The sequence below is a fragment of the Streptomyces sp. NPDC020875 genome, from assembly GCF_040641415.1.
GTDB lineage: Bacteria > Actinomycetota > Actinomycetes > Streptomycetales > Streptomycetaceae > Streptomyces.
Genome location: NZ_JBFADP010000076.1, coordinates 10,746 through 29,178, shown reverse-complemented (window position 1 = coordinate 29,178; position 18,433 = coordinate 10,746). Strand labels below are relative to the sequence as shown.

Sequence of the window (18,433 nt, the reverse complement as noted above, 5' to 3'; positions counted from 1 at the left end):
GCCTTTTTCATCGCGGGGGGCGGGGGTCAGCGGGCGGCGCCGTCGACGTTGAGCACCTGGCCGGAGACGTAGTCGGCGTCCGGGGTGCAGAGCAGGTAGATCGCCCCGGCTGCCTCGGCGGGGGTGCCGGGGCGGCCCAGGGGGTGGGTGCGCTTGACGGCCTCCATGATCTGCGGGGAGACCCCGACCTTGATCCGGCGCCCCTCGATCTCCACGAACGACTCGTCGGCGGCGGTGGCCTCGGTCATCCGGGTGAGGATGAAGCCGAAGGCGACGGCGTTGACATTGACCCGGTAGCGGCCCCACTCCTTGGCCAGGGTCTTGGTGAGGCCGATGATCCCGGCCTTGGCGGAGGAGTAGTTGGCCTGGCCGGGGTTGCCGAAGACACCCGAGACCGAGGAGACGTTGACCACCTTGCGGTGGTACGGCACCGGGTTGGCCTTGAGATAGGGCTGGGCGGCCCGCAGGATCCGGAACGGGGCCTTGAGATGGACGTCGAGGATGGCGTCCCACTGCTCGTCGGTCATCTTCTGGACGACGGTGTCCCAGGTGTAGCCGGCGTTGTTGACGATGATGTCGAGGCCGCCGAAGGTGTCGGTCGCGGTGGCGACGAAGCGTTCGGCGAAGTCGTCCCCGGTGACGGAGCCGACACAGGCCACGGCCCGGCCGCCGGCCGCGACGATCTCGGCGACCGTCTGCTCGGCGGGTTCGGGGTCGAGGTCGTTGACGACGACGCTCGCGCCTTCGGAGGCCAGTTTGAGTGCCACGTCGCGGCCGATGCCCCGGCCCGAGCCGGAGACGATGGCGACCTTGCCGTCGAGGGTTCCCATGATGTGCGTACGTCCTTCGGCTGAGGATCAGTCGGTGATGACGGCGTGGCCCCGCAGGGTCACCGTGCCGTCGGGGAGGGAGACGGTCAGCTCCAGCCGGGCCCGTCCGTCCTCGACGGAGGTCACGGCGCCCCGGCAGGCCGGGGTGGTGTTGACGGGGGTGATCGCGGAGAACCGCACCCCGAACTCGGCGATCCGGTGCTGCGGTACCCAGTCGGTGAGCAGCCTGCCCAGATAGGCCATGGAGAGCATGCCGTGGGCGAAGACGTCGTCGATGCCGACCTCGCGGCAGGCGTCGAGATCGATGTGGACCGGGTTGTGGTCGCCGGACGCGCCCGCGTAGAGGGCGAGGGCCGTCCGGGTCACCCGGGGCGCCTCCAGGGTCAGGACGTCGCCGGGCCGGAGTACGGGGCTGGTCATCGGGCCGCCTTCGGGTCGCGTACGACGGTGGTGCTGGTGAGGGTGGCGATCGGGGTGCCGTCGCGGGTGACCCGGGTGGTGCGGACGATGAAGCCCAGCGCGCCGCCCTTCTTGCTGTACACATCGGTCACCTCGGTGGCGAAGGTCAGCTCGTCGCCCGCGTGGGCCGGGGCGTGATAGGCGAAGTCCTGTCCGCCGTGGAGGATCGTCCGGATGTCGATCCCGAGATCGCGCAGGAAGGCGCCGCGTTCGGGATTGTCCATCTCCAGACAGAAGAGGAAGGTCGGCGGGATCGGCAGATCCGGGTGTCCGGCGGCGCGCGCGGTGTCGAGATCCGTGTACGCCGGGTCGTGCTGACCGGTGGCCTTCGCGAAGAACCGGAGCCGGCCGCGCTCCGCCGCGGTACGGAACTCCGGATAGCGGGTGCCGACGAGGGCGGGGTCGACGGGCATGGTCAGCCGATCTTCTCGAAGAGGGTGACGACTCCGGCGGTGCCGAGGCCCAGGTTGTGCTGGAGGCCGAGGGTCACGCCGTCGACCTGGCGGGGGCCCGCGTCGCCGCGGAGCTGCCAGGTGATCTCGGCGGTCTGGGCCAGTCCGGTGGCGCCCAGCGGATGGCCCTTGGAGAGCAGCCCGCCGGAGGGGTTGGTGACGACCCGGCCGCCGTAGGTGTTGTCGCCGTCGAGGACGAACTTCTCGGCGCCGCCCTCGTCGCAGAGCCCGAGCCCCTCGTAGCTGAGGATCTCGTTGACGGTGAAGCAGTCGTGGAGTTCGACGACCCGGATGTCCCGGGGGTCGACCCCGGCCCGCTCGTAGACCTCGGTGGCCGCGGCCCGGGTGACATCCGTACCGACCAGGCACATCGCGCTCCGCTTGGCGAACAGGTCGTCGGCGTCCGAGTGGAGGGCCTGGGCGGCGATCGCCACCTTCGGGGCCAGGCCGCGGGACCGGGCGAATTCGTCGCTGCAGACGATCGCGGCGGCGGCGCCGCAGGTGGGCGGGCAGCACTGGAGCCGGGTCAGCGACCCCGCCACCACCGGTGAGCCGAGGACGTCGTCCAGGGTGACGGGGTCGCGGAACACGGCGTACGGATTGTTCGCGGCGTGCGCCCTGGCCTTGACGGAGACCCGGGCGAAGGTCTCGGCCGCCATGCCGTACTTCGCCTGGTACTCCCGGCCCGCCGCCGCGAAGTACTGCGGGGTGCCCGGCAGCTCCGGATCGACCGGGTGGATCTCCTCCAGCGTGCCGCGGAAGTCTGTCAGCGGATGCGGCCGGTCGTTCCACTTGGCGGTGAGGGCCCCGGGCGGCATCTGCTCGAAGCCGACGGCGAGTACGCAGTCGGCGGCGCCGCTCTCCACGGCCTGCCGGGCCAGCCAGAGCGCCGAGGAGCCGGAGGCGCAGTTGTTGTTGACGTTCAGTACCGGTACCGACGTCCTGCCGAAGCCGTAGACCACCCGCTGGCCGCAGGTCGAGTCGCCGTAGACATAACCCGCGTACACCTGCTGGAGCGCGTCGTACGCGAGGCCCGCGTCGTCGAGCGCGGCCCGGACCGCGCCCCTGCCCATCTCGTCGTACGTCTTGGCGGCGCTGGGCTTGGAGAACGGCACCATGCCGACGCCCGCCACTAGTGCTCTGCGCGCCATCAAGCCTCCACTCGATTGGTTATCGTGGATTCACTTTCTCGATCGAGTGGGCTTGTGTCAAGGGTGTGTGACGCTGAAAAGAGGTTTCCGGTCAGTCAGTACGGTGAGGGTTTCCCGGCCGGTGCCCCGAGCCGGGAAGCCCGACGGCCCCCGGGCCCGCGGCAGCGGGACCCGGGGGCCGTCGGAGCGGTTCAGTGGCCGGTGCCGAGGCCCTGCCCCCAGCCGCCGTCCACGGCCAGCTCCACATTGGTGGTGAAGGTCGCGTCCGCCGCCAGGAAGAGGGCCGCCGCCGCCACCTCCTCCACCGTCCCGTTCCGCTTCAGCGGCGTCGACTCGTTCCCCTGCTGCTCGAACGCCCGGCGCTCCTCGGCGGTCAGCCCGGGCATCCCCATCGACGGGGTCTTGATGAAGCCCGGCGCCACCGAGTTGACCCGGATCCCGCGCGGCAGCAGCTCCACCGCGAGTACGTGGGCGATTGCCCGCGCGGCCTCCTTGGCCCCCGAGTAGGCGCTCAGTCCGGGGAAGACCAGATCATTGGCGACCGTGGTGAGCACGATCGCGCCGTCGTCGTTCAGCAGCGGCGACAGGCTCTGCACCGTGAAGAAGGCGCCCTTGGCATTGATGTCGAAATGCCGGTCCCAGACCTCCTCGGTCACCTCCTCCAGCGTCTGCACCTCGGCGAACCCGTGGTTGAGGAAGAGATAGTCGACCCGGCCGACGGTCCGCTGCACGGTGTCCGCCAGGCCCCGGACATCGGCCATGCTCGCCGCGTCCGACCGCACCACATGCGCCGCCGACGAGTCCAGCGTGTTGCGCGCCTCCTCGATCCGCCGCTCGTTGCGGCCCGTGAGGACCACCTCGGCGCCCTCCTTCAGCAGCGCCTGCACGATGGCCAGCCCCATTCCGTGCGTACCACCGGTCACCACGGCCTTCTTGCCCGCGAACCTGCTCATCCCGAACTCCTGATCACTTGCTGGAAATCGCTGTCACTCCGGCTCTCACCGGCACCCGCAGCCTGCGCGAGCGGACTCGCGGAGTTCTGTCGCCGCGCTTGCGCTCGCTTGCGGCGGCCTCGCGACGGCCCCGGGCCGCCCCGGCGGCTCCGAATGTCCCGGAGGCCCGGAAGGAACGGCCCGGACTCGAACGGCACCGCACAAATGATCGTTTCGGCATACGGTGGCACCATGCGTTTCGGGGTGCTGGGGCCGCTGACCGTCAGGTCGGCGGCGGGTGAGGTCGTGGCCGTACCGGAGACCAAGGTCCGGATGCTGCTCGCCGCCCTGCTCACGGCGCCCGGCGAGACCGTCTCCGCCGGCGCCCTGATCGACCGGTTGTGGGGGGACGCGCCCCCCGCCCGGCCCGCCGCCGCGTTGCAGACCCTGGTGTCCCGGCTGCGCCGGACCCTCGCCGGGGCCGGGGGCACCGGTCTCGTCGTCCGCCGGGCCTCCGGCTACGCCCTGCGGGCCGACGACTGCGCCGTGGACTCCGAACGGTTCCTCGCCCTCACCGAACGCGCCCGGGCCGCGAGCGGCGCCCGGGAACGCGCCGACGCCCTCACCGAGGCCCTCGCCCTGTGGCGCGGCCCGGCCTTCGCCGACGTCGCCGACGAACCCTTCGCGATCCCGCCCGCCGCCCGGCTGGAGGAACTGCGGCTGCTGGCCGTCGAGGAACGGGCCGAGGCCCGGCTCGAACTCGGCGACCACCGGCCGCTCGCCGGGGAACTCGGCGAACTGGTGGCCCGCCATCCGCTCCGGGAGCGGCTGCGCGCCGCCCACCTCCGCGCGCTCTACGGCGCCGGGCGCCCGGCCGAGGCCCTGGCGGGCTTCCAGGCGCTGCGCCGACTGCTGGACGAGGAACTGGGGCTGACCCCGGGACCCGAACTCGTCGCGCTCCAGCGGGAGATCCTCCGCCAGGACCCGTCCCTGGACCCCGCGACCCCCGTGCCCGCCGCCCGCCCCCGGACCGGTCTCCCCGTCCCGGTGACGGCGCTCATCGGCCGGGCCGAGGCCGTCACCGAGGTGGGGGCCCTGGTGGAAGCGGCCCGGCTGGTGACCCTCACCGGGCCCGGCGGTGTCGGCAAGACCCGGCTCGCCACCGAGGTCGCCGCCCGGCTCGCCGACTCCTGGCCCGACGGCGTCCGGCTGGTCGAACTCGCCGCCCACCCGGGTACCGGGGCCGGATCCGCCCCGACGGCCGGTGAACTCGCGGAGACCGTCGCCGCCGCCCTCGGCGTACGGGACGACATCACTCCGGGACCCCGCGGCGGCGGACCGCCGCGCACCCTGATCGGACGGCTCACCGACGCCCTGCGCGGACAGCGGCTGCTGCTCGTCCTCGACAACTGCGAGCACGTCGTGGACGCGGCGGCCGGACTCGCCGGGGCCCTGCTGAGGGACGCGCCCGGCGTCCGGATCCTCGCCACCAGCCAGGAGCCGCTGAACGTGGCCGGGGAGCGGCTGTGGCCCGTACCGCCGCTCGATCTGCCCGATCCGTCGGCCACCGACCCGGCGACCCTGCGCGGCTCCGGCGCCGTACGCCTCTTCCTCGACCGGGCCGCCGCCCTGTCGCCCGGCTTCGACCTCACCGACGACAACGCGTGGGCCGTGGCCGCCGTCTGCCGCAGGCTGGACGGCATCCCCCTCGCTCTGGAGCTGGCGTCGACCCGGATCAGGGTCCTCGGCGCGGCCGGACTCGCCCGGCGGCTCGACGACCGGTTCGCCCTGCTCACCGGCGGGCACCGGGACGCCCCGGCCCGGCAGCGGACCCTGCGCGCGATGATCGACTGGAGCTGGGAACTGCTCACCCCGGCGGAGCGGCTGGTACTGCGCAGACTCGCCGTCCACTCCGACGGCTGCACCCTGCGCGCCGCCGAGACCGTCTGCGCCGGGGACGGGGTCACCGGGCCCGAGGTGCTCGATCTGCTGACCCGGCTGGTGGACCGGTCCCTCGTCCAGGTCTCGGAACCCCCGTTCGACGACCCGTTCGACGACCCGTTCGACGACCCGGCCGACGGCCCGGCGCCCGGCGGCCCCGGAGCCGCCGGGCCCGCCGCCTTCGCGGACGAACCCGCCGGGCCCCGCTACCGGTTGCTGGAATCCGTGTCGGCGTACTGCCAGGAGCGACTGCGCGAGACCGAGTACGACCGGGTACGGCGGGCCCACGCCCGCTACTACGCCGACTTCGCGGAGGCGGCCGACCCCGGGCTGCGCGGACCGGACCAGCGCCGCTGGCTGCGGCGGCTGGACGCCGAGAGCGCCAACCTGCGCGCCGCCCTGGAGGTCGCCGTCGCGGACGGCGACCCGGCCCTGTCGCACCGGCTGGTCCGGTCGCTGGTCTGGTACTGGTTTCTGCGCGGACGGCTGACCGAGGCCCGGCGCTGGCTCCGCGCGGTGACCGGACCGCCGGACGGCGGCCCCGGCCCGGCCGGGGCGGACCCGGGGGGCGCCGGGGCGCCGGACCCGGCGGCCGTACTGGCCTGGCGGACCGGGATCGGTCTGCTGACCGGCGCGCCGGAGGAGCCGTACCGCAGCGGTGCCGACATCCGTACCGCGTACGAGGCCATCGGCGATCCGTGCGAGCGGACCCGCGCGGGCTGGCTCCTCGGCTTCGCCGCCACCTGGTTCGCCGACCGCGCGGCGGGCGAGGATCTGATGGACCGGGTCCTGGCCGAGGCGCGGGCCCTGGACGACCGCTGGGGCATCGCCGCCGGACTGAGCACCGGCGGCACCCAGGCATACGTCCGGGGCGATCTGGCGGAGTCCCACCGCCGGGGCACCGAGAGTCTGGCCGTCTTCCGGGAACTCGGCGACCGCTGGGGCCAGACGCAGGCGCTGGCCGTACTCGGCCGGGTCGCGGAGATCCGGGGCGACTACCGGGAGGCCGCCGCCCGGCACCGGGAGGGCCTGGCGATCGCCGAGGAACTGGAGCTCTGGACGGCGGCCTCGACCCGCTGGTCTGAGCTGGGCCGGATCGCCCTGCTGACCGGCGACACCGCCCGGGCCGGTGAACTCCACGAACGCGGCCGTCGGCTCGCCGTCGAACAGGGCGACAGCCCGGCCGAGGAGTTCGCCGAGACCGGTCTGGCGCTGGGCGCCAGACGGCAGGGGCGGCTGGACGTCGCGGAGGGCTATCTGCGGCGCTGGCTCGCCTGGAACCGGCAGTTCGACGCCGAATACGGTACGGCGCTGATCCTGGCCGAGCTGGGCTTCGTCGCCGAACTGCGCGGCGACGCCGAAGCCGCCCTGACCCTGCACCGGGAAGGACTGGCAGCCGCCCGGCACACCGGCGACCCCCGCGCCGTGGCCCTCGCCCGGGAGGGGCTGGCCGGGGCCGGGGCACTGGCCGGGGACACCGAACGGGCGGCCCGGCTGCTCGGGGCGGCGGACGCCGCCCGGCGGTCGGTGGGCGCGCCGCTGCCCCGGGCCGAACGCGGCGATGTGGACCGGGTGACGGCCGCGCTCACCGCGGCACTCGGCCCCGATCGGTTCGCGTCGGCGTTCGCGGCGGGCGCCGCCGCGGCCGAGGCGCCGGACGACGAGCTGAGCTGACATCCACTCAGCAATAGTCGGCCGAAGGGGAGTTGGTCTCGATCCGCGGCGTCGGCGGACGGTACCCGCCGGTGGCCCTCCCGTACGGCGGTCCGGTGCGCGGGGGTTGACCCGACTGCCTGGTTAGGCAAGCCTAACTCGATGAGTGATTCGACTCCCTCCCACGGGCTGACCGGTGTCGCCCGCACCCTGCTGACCCCGCTGTACGCCAGGGCGCACGCCGCCGAGCTGCTGCCGTCCGCCGGACTCGACGACCCGGTCGCGGCCCGGCTGCTCGACGAGGCCGGACACACCGGATCCGAGGTGCTGGCGGACCGGGGCAACACCCTCGGCTCCATCCACCGGACCATCGCCTTCGACATCCTCACCCGCCGGTTCGCCCGGGAGCACCCCGAGGGCACCGTGGTCTCGGCCGGGATCGGGCTCTGCACCCGCGCCCACCGGCTGGCGGACGAGGTACCGGACACCCTGCGCTGGGCCGGAGTGGACAGGCCCGAGGTGATCGAACTCCGCCGCGGACTCCTCCCCGGCGAACGGACCCGGCTCCACCCGGCGTCGCTCGCCGACCCCGACTGGGCCGACACCCTCGTCACCGGCCCGGACGCGGATCCGGGGCCGGTTCTCGTCCTCGCGGAAGGCGTCCTGATGTATCTGGAGCCGGGCGAGCTGACCTCCTTCCTGGATGTGTGCCGACGGGCCTTCGGCCCCGGCACCGAGGTCGTCGCCGACTACTTCCACCCCCGGATCGCCCTGAGCGACCGCCACCCCATCGTCAAGGCGACCGGTGCCCGGTTCCGCTCCGGCGCCCGCGACGGGAACCGGCTGGCCCGGTTCGCCCCCGGCTGGGAACTGGCCGCCGAGTACGGGATCATGGAACGGATCAGCCCGCTCCACCGGGCCGCGGGACTGCTCTTCCGTACCGTCACCCTCGGCAGCCGCCCGTACGCCGTCGCCCGGCTGCGCGCCACCGCCTGAACCCGCCGGGCCCCCGCGCCGACACCGGTAGGTTTTCGACGATGACCTTCACGGAGACAACGGGCCTGGTGGCGGCGGCGGACGGGGCACGACTGCACTGGACGGCGCTGGGGGACCGCGAACGGCGCCCGGCCGTCGTACTGCTGCACGGCGGCCCCGGCCTGCCGGACTATCTGGCCGGAATCGCCCCGATGATCGCGGACCTCGCCCCCGTCTACCGCTACGACCAGCGCGGCACGGGCCGCTCCCAGTGGCGGGGACACCACACCCTCGACCGGCACATCGCCGACCTCGCCGGACTCCTCGACGCCTGGGGCGTCCCCCACGCCGTACTGATCGGGCACTCCTACGGCGCCGATCTGGCCAGCCGGTTCTGTCTGGCACACCCCGCCCGGGTCGCCGCGGCGCTGCTGATGTGCGGGCCGTTCACCGGCGACTGGCGGACCGGGTGGCGGGCGGAGCGCGATCGCCGGATGTCCCCGGAGCTGCGGGAGCGGCTGCGGGAGCTGGGCGACCTCGCGCACCGGACCGAGGAGCAGGAGGTCGAACTGCTCACCCTGTCGTGGTTCCCCGATCACGCCGACCCCGTACGCGGTCGGCACCTGGCGGCCCGGGAGGCCCGGCGGCGCCGCCCGGTGAACTGGGCCATGAACACGGAACTCGGCGCGGAGAACCGGGCGGACCCACTCGACGGACACCTCGGCGAACTGCGGGACCGGCTGCCCGCCCGGACGGAGATCCTGGGCGGGGCCGACGACCCCCGCCCCCTGGCGTCGCTGGCGTCGCTCGCCCACCGGCTCGGTGTCGAACTGACCGCGATCGAGGGCGCGGGGCACGAGCCCTGGCTGGAGCGGCCCGACCTGGTCCGGGCGCGTCTGCGGCGATTCGTCCGGGACGCCGTGGGCGCGTAGGGCCGGATCCGCGGACGCCGGACCGGCCCCGGACCCGGCCCAGCCGTCCGTCCCGGCCGACAGGGCACGGGACGGACGGCGGTCCGCCGTGTTCGGGGCCGGCGGACCCGGGGCCGGTTACGCCGTACCCGGCCGGGCCTTCGGCGACGACGGGTCCGAGGCCAGCGCCGCCAGGCCCACCAGGTCGTCGGCCCGGGCGTCGGGGACGTCCCGGTCGAACCGGGCCAGTGGCCGGATCCGCAGCGATACCGCGCCCAGGACCAGGATCGCGGCGCCGAGCAGCAGATACAGCAGCCCGATACCCCGGCCGTCACCGGTACCGATCAGTGGCCCCAGCGCGGCGGCGAGCGCGCCGTCCGCGGCCATCATCGGCTCCAGATAGCGGGTCCCCAGCGGGGCGATCAGCAGCAGCCCCACCGGCAGGGTCGACCAGGCGACCAGTTGGTTGAGGGCCATCACCCGGCCGTGGAACCGCTGCGGCACCTTCACCTGGACGATCGTCAGATAGATGCCGTTGAGCAGGGAGAGCGATGCCGACATCCCGAACACCCCGGCCCCGACGACCAGCAGATCGGCCCGTGATCCGGTGAGCACGCAGAACAGGGCGAGTACCGGGATCACCAGCAGCATGCCGCGCATCCTGCGGTGCCGGGGGCCGCCCCAGAAGCCCATCGCGAGACCGCCGACGACGGCCCCCAGCCCGCCCGCCAGCGATACCGTCGCCACCGAGCCCAGCGTGGAGAAGCCCAGGACCAGCGGCGACACCAGCTGGAACAGGACCGGCAGAAAGAGATTGAGCAGGGCGAAGAAGATCAGCATGGCCCGGAAGCCCCGGTCCCCGGTCACCAGCCGGAACCCGGCGACGATCTCCTGACGGAGCGTTTCCCGCCGCTGGGCGGGCAGGGTGCGGGGGAACCGTACGACCCCGAGGACCAGGGCCGCGACGGCGTAGCTGACCACATCGAGCAACAGCACCCCGCCCAGGCCGATCGCGGCCAGCAGCCCGACCGCCGCCAGCGGGGCGACCACCTGCGCGATCCCGCCGGAGATCTGGACGACCCCGTTGGCATGGCCCAGATACCGCTTCGGCACCAGCTGCGGGATCGCCGACTGGAACGCCAGCCGCTGACCGGTGAGCGAGACCGACAGCAGCGCCAGCAGCGTGCCGACGTGCCAGGCCCGTAGCTCACCCGCCAGATGGAGCAGGGCGAGTACGGCCTCCGTACCGCCGGAGACCGCCGTACACACCAGCATCACCCGCCGCCGGTCGACCCGGTCCACCAGGGTGCCGAGCACCGGTGCCGCCAGCAGCCCCGGCACGATCCCCAGGACCGCGAAGAGACCGAACCAGGCGACGGAGCCGGTGGAGAGATAGATCCACAGCGGCAGGGCGAACTCGGTGAGCGCCGAACCGGTCTGGGACACCATCTGCGACCCGGCGACCGCCACGAACCGCCGGGTGTCGCGCCGGGTACGGGCGCCGCCCGCCTCCTCCCCGGGCGGCGGGGCGACCTCGTGGTGCACCCCGTCCAGCCACCAGGTGGCGCCGTCGGGCCGCCGGTCGCGCCCCAGCCCGGCCGCCGGATCCACCGCGTCCGCCGCGACCGTCACGTCCACCGTGTCCGCCGGGCCCGCAGATTCCGCCGGTTCCGCCGTGCCGGGCGCGCCGTCCGCCGCGCGCCCGGCCAGCACCGCCGGATGGACCGTGGTGACGATCTCCGCCAGCTCGGCCGCCCGGTGCTTGAGGAAGTAGTGGCCGCCCTCGTCCAGTACGGCCACCGCCGTCGTCGTCCCGAGGAAGCCCCACTCCCGGAACCGCTCACGATGGAACTCCGTCCCCGGGTCCGCACCGCCGATCACCGAGATCACCGGCGACGACAGCCCGTCCCGGGCGCCCGCCAGCCGCTCCGTGAAGTACTCCTCGGCGGCCCGGGAGTCCGCCCGGACGTTCGCCACGATCGTCGCCAGCTGCTCCGGATCGAGCCCCTCCAGGTCGGCGCCCATCGAGCGGAGCCAGTTCAGATGGAGCCGCCCGCTGCGCCGCCGGTCCAGGGAGAACCGGGAGAACAGCCCCAGCAGTCCCTCCGTCGGCCGGGCGAACGGGAAGATCCCGCCGAGATAGACCGCCGCGGGCTCCCGGCCCGCCGCCGCGAGCCGCCGGGCCAGCTCGACCGCGAGCGCCGCGCCCACCCCGCAGTGGCCGTAGACCGCGACCGGCCCCGGCACGCCCGCCAGCACCTCATCGGCGCACCGCCGGGCCACCTCCTCCAGCGGCAGCGACTCCTCCGACATCCCCAGGTCGTGCCCGGGTACGGCGACCGCGTGCAGCGCCACCCCCGGCGGCAGGGCGTCCGCCAGCGGCTGGTAGGCAACGGCGCTGCCGCCGCCGTACGGCAGGCAGACCAGGGAGAGCCGTACGGCACCCGGCGCCTGGCGGGGCGTCAGCTCGTGCAGCAGCCGCCGGGGGCCCCGTTCGGCCTCCGAACGGCCCGCGAGGGCGGCGAGCGCGGCGACCGTACGCTCCTGGAAGACGTCCATCAGGGTGATCCGCGCGTCGCCGCCCAGCGCCCGGCGGAGCGCCGCGACCATCCGCATCGCCAGCAGGGAGTGCCCGCCGAGATCGAAGAAGTCGTCATGGGCGCCGACCCGGGCCACGCCCAGCAGTTCGGCCCAGACGGCGGCCACGGTCTCCTCGGCCGGGGTGCGCGGGGCGGTGTACGGCGCGCCGTCCAGCGGCCCCGGCGCCCCCGGCTCCGGCAGGGCCCGCCGGTCGACCTTGCCGTGGGCCTGCCGGGGCAGCTCGGGCAGCACCACGAACCGCGACGGTACGAGATAGTCCGGCAGCCGCTCCGCCAGCAGTCGGCGCGCCTCGGCGGGCGGCGGCGGCTCGGCGCCCTCGGCGGGCACCAGATAGCCGACCAGCACCTGTTCGCCCGCCGGTCCCCGGGCGGCTGCCACAGCCTGTGCCACTCCGGGCAGTTCGGCGAGATGGGCCTCGGCCTCGCCGAGCTCGACCCGGTAGCCGCGGATCTTGACCTGGTCGTCGCCCCGGCCCAGGAACTCGATCGTGCCGTCGGGCCGGTGCCGGGCCAGATCGCCGGTCCGGTACATCCGGGGCGCGGCGCCGTCGCCGCCGTCCGGCGCGGGCCCGGCGAACGGATCGGGTCTGAACCGTTCGGAGGTCAGCTCCGGCAGCCCCAGATAGCCCCTGGCCAGCCGGTCCCCGCCGATCCACAGCTCACCGGTCACCCCCGGGGGCACCGGCGCCCCCAGCGGATCCAGCAGATAGACCCGGGCGCCGGGCAGCGGCCGTCCGATGGGAGTGGTGGGCCCGTCGGCCGGCTCGCCGGGGTCGATCAGGAACGTGGTCGCGCCGACCGTGGCCTCCGTGGGGCCGTAGTGGTTGACCACCCGGCAGCCGGTCCCGGCCGCCGTCGACGCCAGCGCCCGGCTCCACTCCCAGCCCGACGCCTCTCCACCGAGGATCAGCAGCCGGCGCGGCAGCAGCGCCGCCGTATCGCCCGTCTCGGCGCCGAGCGCCGCCAGATGCGACGGCGTCAGCTTCATACAGTCGATCCGGTGCCCGGCGAGATAGTCCGCCAGTTCGGGGCCGGGGGTGCGCGGCGCCAGCAGATGCAGACAGCCGCCCGTCGTCAGCGACAGATAGAGCGTCGTCAGACCGAAGTCGAAGGCCAGCGACTGGAGGAGGACGTACCGCGCGCCGTCCGCCAGCCCGGCCTCGGCGAACCGCCGCCGTACCCCCGCGAGATAAGTGAGTACCTGCCGGTGCTGGACGGCCACGCCCTTGGGCGTTCCCGTCGACCCCGAGGTGTAGATGACATACGCCAGATCGTCCGGGCCCGCCCCGTCGCCGGGTGGAGTGTCCGGTACGGCCGCGAGCCGGTCCGCCAGCCCTTCGAGGAGCAGGACGGGCGCCCCGGTGTCGGCGACCAGGGCGTGCCGGTCGCCGGTGGTGACGATCACCACCGGGTCGGAGTCGGTGAGCATATGGGCGAGCCGGGGCCGGGGCTGCTCCGGGTCCAGCGGCACATAGGCCGCCCCGGACCGCAGCACCGCCAGCAGGGCCACGGCCTGCTCCACGCCCTGGTCGAGACAGACGCCGACCAGCCCGCCCGGTCCGGCGCCCGACGACCGCAGGACATGCGCCAGCCGGTTGGCCCGCCGGTCGAGTTCGCCGAAGGTCAGCGTCTTCGTGCCGTGGACGAGGGCCGTGGCCCCGGGGGTACGGGCCGCCTGCGCGGCCACCGCGTCGGCCAGGGTCGCGGCCTCCGGCAGCGCCGGACCGCTGTCGTTCCACTCGGTGAGGACCCGTCGCCGTTCCTCGGGCGAAAGGAGTTCCAGCGTGCCGACGGGGGCACGGGGATCGGCCGCCGCCCCGGCGAGTACCCGCTGCCAGTGCCCGGCCAGCCGGGCGATGGTGTCCGCGTCCCACAGATCGGTGCGATAGGTGAGGAAGGCGTCGAGTCCCGCACCGGTCTCGGTGCAGTAGAGCCCCAGATCCAGATGGACACCGCCGCCGGAGAAGGGGAACGTACGGGCGGCGAGCCCCCGGGGGGTGACGGTCCTGGCCCGGTGGTTCTGCAGGGCGAACGACACCTGGAACAGGGGCGGGCGCCCCACGTCCCGGGGCAGGTCCAGCGCCTCCACCAGCCGCTCGAACGGGGTCTCCTGATGCCGCTGGGCGCCGAGGGCGGCCGACTTGACCCGGGCGAGCACGGTGCCGAAGTCCGGTGTGATGTCCCCGGACCCGGACCCGGACCCGGCCCCGGCTCCTGCGCCGTTTCCTTCGCCGCCGTCCCCGGGCGGGCTCAGATCGGCCCGGATCGGCAGCACCGTACTGAACAGCCCGACCAGGCCCTCCGTCTCCTGTGCCGGACGGCCCGCGAACGGGGTGCCCACCGCGAAGTCGGTCCGCCCCGACCAGCGGGCCAGCACCACCTGGAAGGCGGCGAGCAGGGTCATGTAGAGCGTGGCGCCCCGCTCCCGGGCGAGAGCCTTGGCCGCCTCGTGGGCCGCCGGATCCAGCCGGAAGGAGTGGGTGGCACCGCCGGGGCCCGGTACGGCGGGCCGGGGCCGGTCCGTGGGCAGCTCCAGCGGCGGCACCCCCGCCATCGCCGCGCACCAGTACCGCAGCCCGGCCTCGGCGCCCGGCAGCTCCTGCCGGGCCCGCTGCCAGTGCGCGTAGTCGCCGTACGTCACCGGAAGCGCCGGGAGCGCCGGTGTCACCGGCGGCTCGGGCCGCTCCCCGGCCGCCAGGGTGTCGTAGCCGGTGAGGAGTTCGTCGAGCAGTACCCCGGTCGACCAGCCGTCGCCGGTCAGATGGTGCTGACAGACCACCAGGACGTGGTCGTCGTCGGCCAGCCGCAGCAGCAGGACGCGGATCAGCGGCCCGGCCGCGATGTCGAAAGGCCGGGCGACCTCCTCCTCCACCGCCGTACGGGCCGCGTCCTCCCGGCGCCCGGCCGGGACGTCCGCCAGGTCCACCGTCCGCCACGGCACGCTGAAACCGTCGGCGGGCGCGATCCGGACCAGGGGCATCCCGTCCTCACCGGCCGGGAACGAGGCGCGCAGCTGCTCGTGGCGGACTGTGACCAGCCGCAACGCCCGGGCCAGCAGGGCGGGGAGCAGCGGACCGGTGAGCCGTTCCGCCAGCGGCAGGACGTACGCGGCCGTGCCCGGGGTCAGCTGCTCCACGAACCAGAGCCGCTCCTGGGCCAGGGAGAGGGGAACCGGTGTCCCGTCCGGGCGCGGGGGCACCGTCGCGGCCCGGGCGGCGGCGGGCCGCTCCCGCAGCCGCCGGGCCAGCAGGGCGCGCTGCTCGGCGGTGAGGGCACGGCGCGGCGCGCGGACCGGCGCGGGTGCTGTGGTCTCGCGTTCCATCACACCTCCCCGGCGAGGAGTTCGACGGTGACGGCGTCGGCCACGGCGGCCACCGTCGGGTCGTCGTAGAACACCGTGAGCGGGACGTCGGCCCCCATCCGGTCCCTGATCCGGGCCGCGACCTGAGTGATCGTCAGCGAGTGCGCGCCCAGGTCGAACAGATCGTCGTGGAGCCCCACGGACGGCAGTCCCATCACCTCGCACCAGATGCCCGCGACCTCCTCGGTCAGCTCGTCCCACGGCTCGCCTTCGCCGCCCGGGGTGTCCGGCGGGCCGTCGGGTACGTCATCCCGTACGGGTTCGGGCAGGGCCCGCCGGTCCGTCTTGCCGTTGGGCGTCAACGGCAGCCCGGCCAGCGGCCGGACGGCTCCGGGGACCATGACCTCCGGCAGGGTCAGGGCGAGAAACGCCCGTAGTTCGGCCGGTGACGGCTCGGGTACCCCGGCCCGCCACACCGGATAGAGGGCGAGCGACTGCCCGCCGGGGGCGTCGGCGTCCCCGCGGACCGCGGCCGCCGCCGCGGCGACCGCCGGGTGCTCCAGGGCCCGGGCCTCGATCTCGCCCAGCTCGATCCGGTGGCCCCGCAGCTTGACCTGGTCGTCGATCCGGCCCAGGCACTCCAGTACGCCGCCGGGGCCGACCCGGGCCAGATCGCCGGTGCGGTAGTAGCGGTCGCCGGTCCGCGGATCGACCCGGAATCGGTCGGCGGTCAGCTCGGGCCGAGCCCGGTAGCCGCGGGCCAGGCCCGCGCCGCCGAGCGCCAGTTCACCGGTGGTGCCGTGCGGTACGGGCCGTCCACCGGGATCGAGGACGAGGGCCGTGGTGCCCGCGATCGGACGGCCGACGGTCACCCGGCCGGCGTCGGCGGGGACTTCGGCGGCGGTGGACCAGATCGTGGTCTCGGTGGGCCCGTAGACGTTCCACAGCCGTCCCACGCGCTCCCGCAGCCGCCGGGCCAGCGGCAGGGGCAGTGCCTCGCCGCCGCAGAGGGCGGTCAGGGCGGGGGCGGTGAACCCGGCGTCCAGCAGCAGCCGCCAGCCCGACGGAGTGGCCTGGAGATGGGTCACCCCGTACCGCTCCGCGAGAGCCGTCAGCGCCCGGCCGTCCCGGGTCTCCGGCTCTGCGGCGATCACCACCCGGCCGCCGGTGACCAGCGGCAGCAGCAACTCCAGGGCGGAGATGTCGAACGAGAGCGATGTGACGGCCAGCCAGACATCGGCGGGCCCGGAGCCCAGCAGGTCCCGGAAGGCCAGCAGCAGATGGGCCAGGGCGCCGTGCGGCACCTCCACGCCCTTGGGGCGGCCGGTGGAACCCGAGGTGTAGATCAGATAGGCGAGATCGTCCGGACCCGCCACCGGAAACACCGGTTCGGCCGAGGCGGTCGTCCCGGACCCGGTCGGCTCGGCGAAGACGTCGTCCAGCAGCAGGATCCGGCCCGGCCCCGCCACCCGGTCCTCGGTGCGCCGCTGCGCCAGGACGACCGGCGCGCCCGCGTCGGCCAGCACGAACGCCACCCGCTCCGCCGGATAGGCCGGATCGACCGGCAGATAGGCGCCCCCGGCCAGCCCCACGGCGAGCAGCGCGGCCACCGCCTCGGCGGACCGCTCGGCGCAGACCGCGACCACCGTCCCCGGGCCGACCCCGGCGGCCGTCAACCGCCGCGCCAGCCGCGTGACGGCCGCGCCCAGTTCGCCGTAGCCGATGGTCCGCTCGCCGTCGGTCAGGGCCGGCCGGTCGTGATGCGCGGCGAACGCGGCGGCCAGCAGAGCGGGCAGGGCGGCCCCGGCCGCGTCGGCCGCGGGCTCGGGCCCGCGCAGCGGCTCCGACTCCGCCGCGCCGAGGAACGACAGCTCGGCCAGCGGGGTCCCGGGGGCCGCGACGACGGCGGCGAGCAGGGCGCGCAGATGGTCCCCGATCCGTTCGGCGGAGGCTGGGGACAGCACCTCCGTACGGTGCATCAGCCGCACCTCCAGCCGGTCCGGGCCGTCCAGCAGATGGATCCGGAGCGCGCCCCTGGCCGTCCCGGGGAAGAGCACCCAGTCGACGGAGGTACCGAGCCCCGGAAAGGCGACGGGCCCGGTCCGGCGGCGGTAGGTGACCGTCACCGGCGCGGCCGTCACCCCGGGTGGAAGCCCCGGGACGGCGCGGGCCAGCGGAACCGCCCGGTGCGGATAGCAGTCGCGCAGCGCCGTACGGACGGTCCGGGCGAACGCGTCGAACGGGGCGGCCGGGTCGGGGGACGTCACCACCGGCAACTCATTGGCGTACATCCCGATCCGGTGGACGTCGCCGGGGGAGCGGGTCCCGAGCCCGACGGCGGTCGCCGGGTGCTCGTTGCCGTACCGGGTGAGCAGGGTGTGCACGGCTGCCAGGACCAGTTCGAAGACGGTGACGCCCAGTTCGCCCGCGGTCCGGGTCAGCCCGTCCCGGAGCGCCGGGTCGAGCTCGAAGCCCGTCACGGCGCCCGGTCCGGTGCCGCTCTGGTCGGCTCCGGGCGCCAGACCGGGGAGGGCGACGGCGGGTCCCGGCATCGGGCGGTCCGCCCAGTGGGCGACGGCGGCGGCGACGGCCGCCGGGCCGGGGCCGGTGGGCGCGCCGTCCGGGGCCGGGAGCGGTTCGGGGGCGGGGCCGTGACCGGCGCGGTGGGCGTACGCGGCGGCGAGGTCGGCCAGCAGGACATCGGTGGAGGCGCCGTCGAAGACGAGATGGTGCGCGACCCCGTGCAGGGTCGCCCGCCCCTGGCCGGTCGTGAACAGGGTGAACCGGACCAGCGGTCCGGCCGCCGGGTCGAACGGCGCGGCGCTCGCGGCGAGCAGTTCCCCGGCCAGCAGGTCCGGTGCGCATGCCCGTATCGCCAGGCCGGGTCTCGGACCCGGGGCGAAGACGGGTATGCCGTCCTCCTCGCGGACCGTCAGGGAGAGAGCCGGATGACGGGCGGTGAGATCGGCGACGGCCGAGGTGAGCGCCGGGAGGTCGGGATCGCCCTCGAAGCGGACGGCGAACGGCAGATGGTTGACGGCGCCGAGCGGGGCGAGTCGCTCGGAGACCCAGAGGCCGTGGGGCGCGGGTCCGACGGGAAAGCTGGTCACGGGGGGTTCCTCAGGTTGGTCGGTCGTGGTGAGTCGGTCGGTCGGAAGAACACGAGAGAGACGGGAGAGACGGAAGGGAGGGAGAGGTGTGAATGGGGCTGGGGAGACCCACGGACGG

At 74.7% G+C, this 18,433-nt stretch carries 10 protein-coding genes; 3 read left to right on the top strand and 7 right to left on the bottom strand.

All coding sequences use genetic code 11. From position 1 onward, the window contains the following. Positions 1-26: 26 nt before the first annotated feature. From AB0G74_RS31165 to AB0G74_RS31145, 5 genes are all read right to left on the bottom strand, one after another. A complete protein-coding gene (locus tag AB0G74_RS31165; RefSeq protein WP_361153109.1) occupies positions 27-830 on the bottom strand; it encodes an SDR family oxidoreductase in 804 nt (267 codons plus the stop codon). 27 nt (positions 831-857) lie between these two features. Beyond that, the gene (locus AB0G74_RS31160; protein WP_361153107.1) at positions 858-1,250 is read right to left on the bottom strand and encodes a MaoC/PaaZ C-terminal domain-containing protein; all 393 of its coding nucleotides are present in this window, start codon (positions 1,248-1,250) and stop codon (positions 858-860) included. Further along, positions 1,247-1,702, bottom strand: coding sequence for a MaoC family dehydratase N-terminal domain-containing protein (locus AB0G74_RS31155; protein WP_361153104.1), 456 nt, complete (start codon positions 1,700-1,702; stop codon positions 1,247-1,249). The genes AB0G74_RS31160 and AB0G74_RS31155 overlap by 4 nt, the downstream gene beginning before the upstream one ends. Before the next feature lie 2 nt (positions 1,703-1,704). Next, the gene (locus AB0G74_RS31150; protein WP_361153101.1) at positions 1,705-2,892 is read right to left on the bottom strand and encodes a lipid-transfer protein; all 1,188 of its coding nucleotides are present in this window, start codon (positions 2,890-2,892) and stop codon (positions 1,705-1,707) included. Between the two features lie 191 nt (positions 2,893-3,083). Next, a complete protein-coding gene (locus tag AB0G74_RS31145) occupies positions 3,084-3,845 on the bottom strand; it encodes an SDR family oxidoreductase (protein WP_361153098.1) in 762 nt (253 codons plus the stop codon). Positions 3,846-4,076: 231 nt separating this feature from the next. Here AB0G74_RS31145 and AB0G74_RS31140 point away from each other — a divergent pair, with 231 nt between their 5' ends. The 3 genes from AB0G74_RS31140 to AB0G74_RS31130 all read left to right on the top strand — a co-directional run bounded on the left by AB0G74_RS31140 (position 4,077) and on the right by AB0G74_RS31130 (position 9,325). Next, positions 4,077-7,439, top strand: coding sequence for a BTAD domain-containing putative transcriptional regulator (locus AB0G74_RS31140; RefSeq protein WP_361153095.1), 3,363 nt, complete (start codon positions 4,077-4,079; stop codon positions 7,437-7,439). A gap of 141 nt (positions 7,440-7,580) precedes the next feature. Further along, a complete protein-coding gene (locus AB0G74_RS31135) occupies positions 7,581-8,414 on the top strand; it encodes a class I SAM-dependent methyltransferase (protein WP_361153092.1) in 834 nt (277 codons plus the stop codon). A 41-nt stretch (positions 8,415-8,455) separates the two neighbouring features. After that, positions 8,456-9,325 (top strand): alpha/beta hydrolase, encoded by an 870-nt coding sequence (locus tag AB0G74_RS31130; protein WP_361153089.1) that lies wholly within the window; start codon positions 8,456-8,458, stop codon positions 9,323-9,325. A 117-nt stretch (positions 9,326-9,442) separates the two neighbouring features. Here AB0G74_RS31130 and AB0G74_RS31125 read toward each other — a convergent pair whose 3' ends face one another. Both AB0G74_RS31125 and AB0G74_RS31120 read right to left on the bottom strand, forming a co-directional pair. Beyond that, on the bottom strand, positions 9,443-15,226 hold the full coding sequence (locus AB0G74_RS31125) for an amino acid adenylation domain-containing protein (protein ID WP_361153086.1): 5,784 nt from the start codon (positions 15,224-15,226) through the stop codon (positions 9,443-9,445). Beyond that, positions 15,226-18,315 (bottom strand): amino acid adenylation domain-containing protein, encoded by a 3,090-nt coding sequence (locus AB0G74_RS31120; RefSeq protein WP_361153084.1) that lies wholly within the window; start codon positions 18,313-18,315, stop codon positions 15,226-15,228. Before AB0G74_RS31120 ends, AB0G74_RS31125 begins: the two co-directional genes overlap by 1 nt. Positions 18,316-18,433: the final 118 nt, after the last annotated feature.

Excerpts from the sequence above, each read along its gene's own strand:
- AB0G74_RS31165 (WP_361153109.1), bottom strand. The coding sequence starts at position 830 with ATGGGAACCCTCGACGGCAAGGTCGCCATCGTCTCCGGCTCGGGCCGG.
- AB0G74_RS31160 (WP_361153107.1), bottom strand. The coding sequence starts at position 1,250 with ATGACCAGCCCCGTACTCCGGCCCGGCGACGTCCTGACCCTGGAGGCG.
- AB0G74_RS31155 (WP_361153104.1), bottom strand. The coding sequence starts at position 1,702 with ATGCCCGTCGACCCCGCCCTCGTCGGCACCCGCTATCCGGAGTTCCGT.
- AB0G74_RS31150 (WP_361153101.1), bottom strand. The coding sequence starts at position 2,892 with ATGGCGCGCAGAGCACTAGTGGCGGGCGTCGGCATGGTGCCGTTCTCC.
- AB0G74_RS31145 (WP_361153098.1), bottom strand. The coding sequence starts at position 3,845 with ATGAGCAGGTTCGCGGGCAAGAAGGCCGTGGTGACCGGTGGTACGCAC.
- AB0G74_RS31140 (WP_361153095.1), top strand. The coding sequence starts at position 4,077 with ATGCGTTTCGGGGTGCTGGGGCCGCTGACCGTCAGGTCGGCGGCGGGT.
- AB0G74_RS31135 (WP_361153092.1), top strand. The coding sequence starts at position 7,581 with ATGAGTGATTCGACTCCCTCCCACGGGCTGACCGGTGTCGCCCGCACC.
- AB0G74_RS31130 (WP_361153089.1), top strand. The coding sequence starts at position 8,456 with ATGACCTTCACGGAGACAACGGGCCTGGTGGCGGCGGCGGACGGGGCA.
- AB0G74_RS31125 (WP_361153086.1), bottom strand. The coding sequence starts at position 15,226 with ATGGAACGCGAGACCACAGCACCCGCGCCGGTCCGCGCGCCGCGCCGT.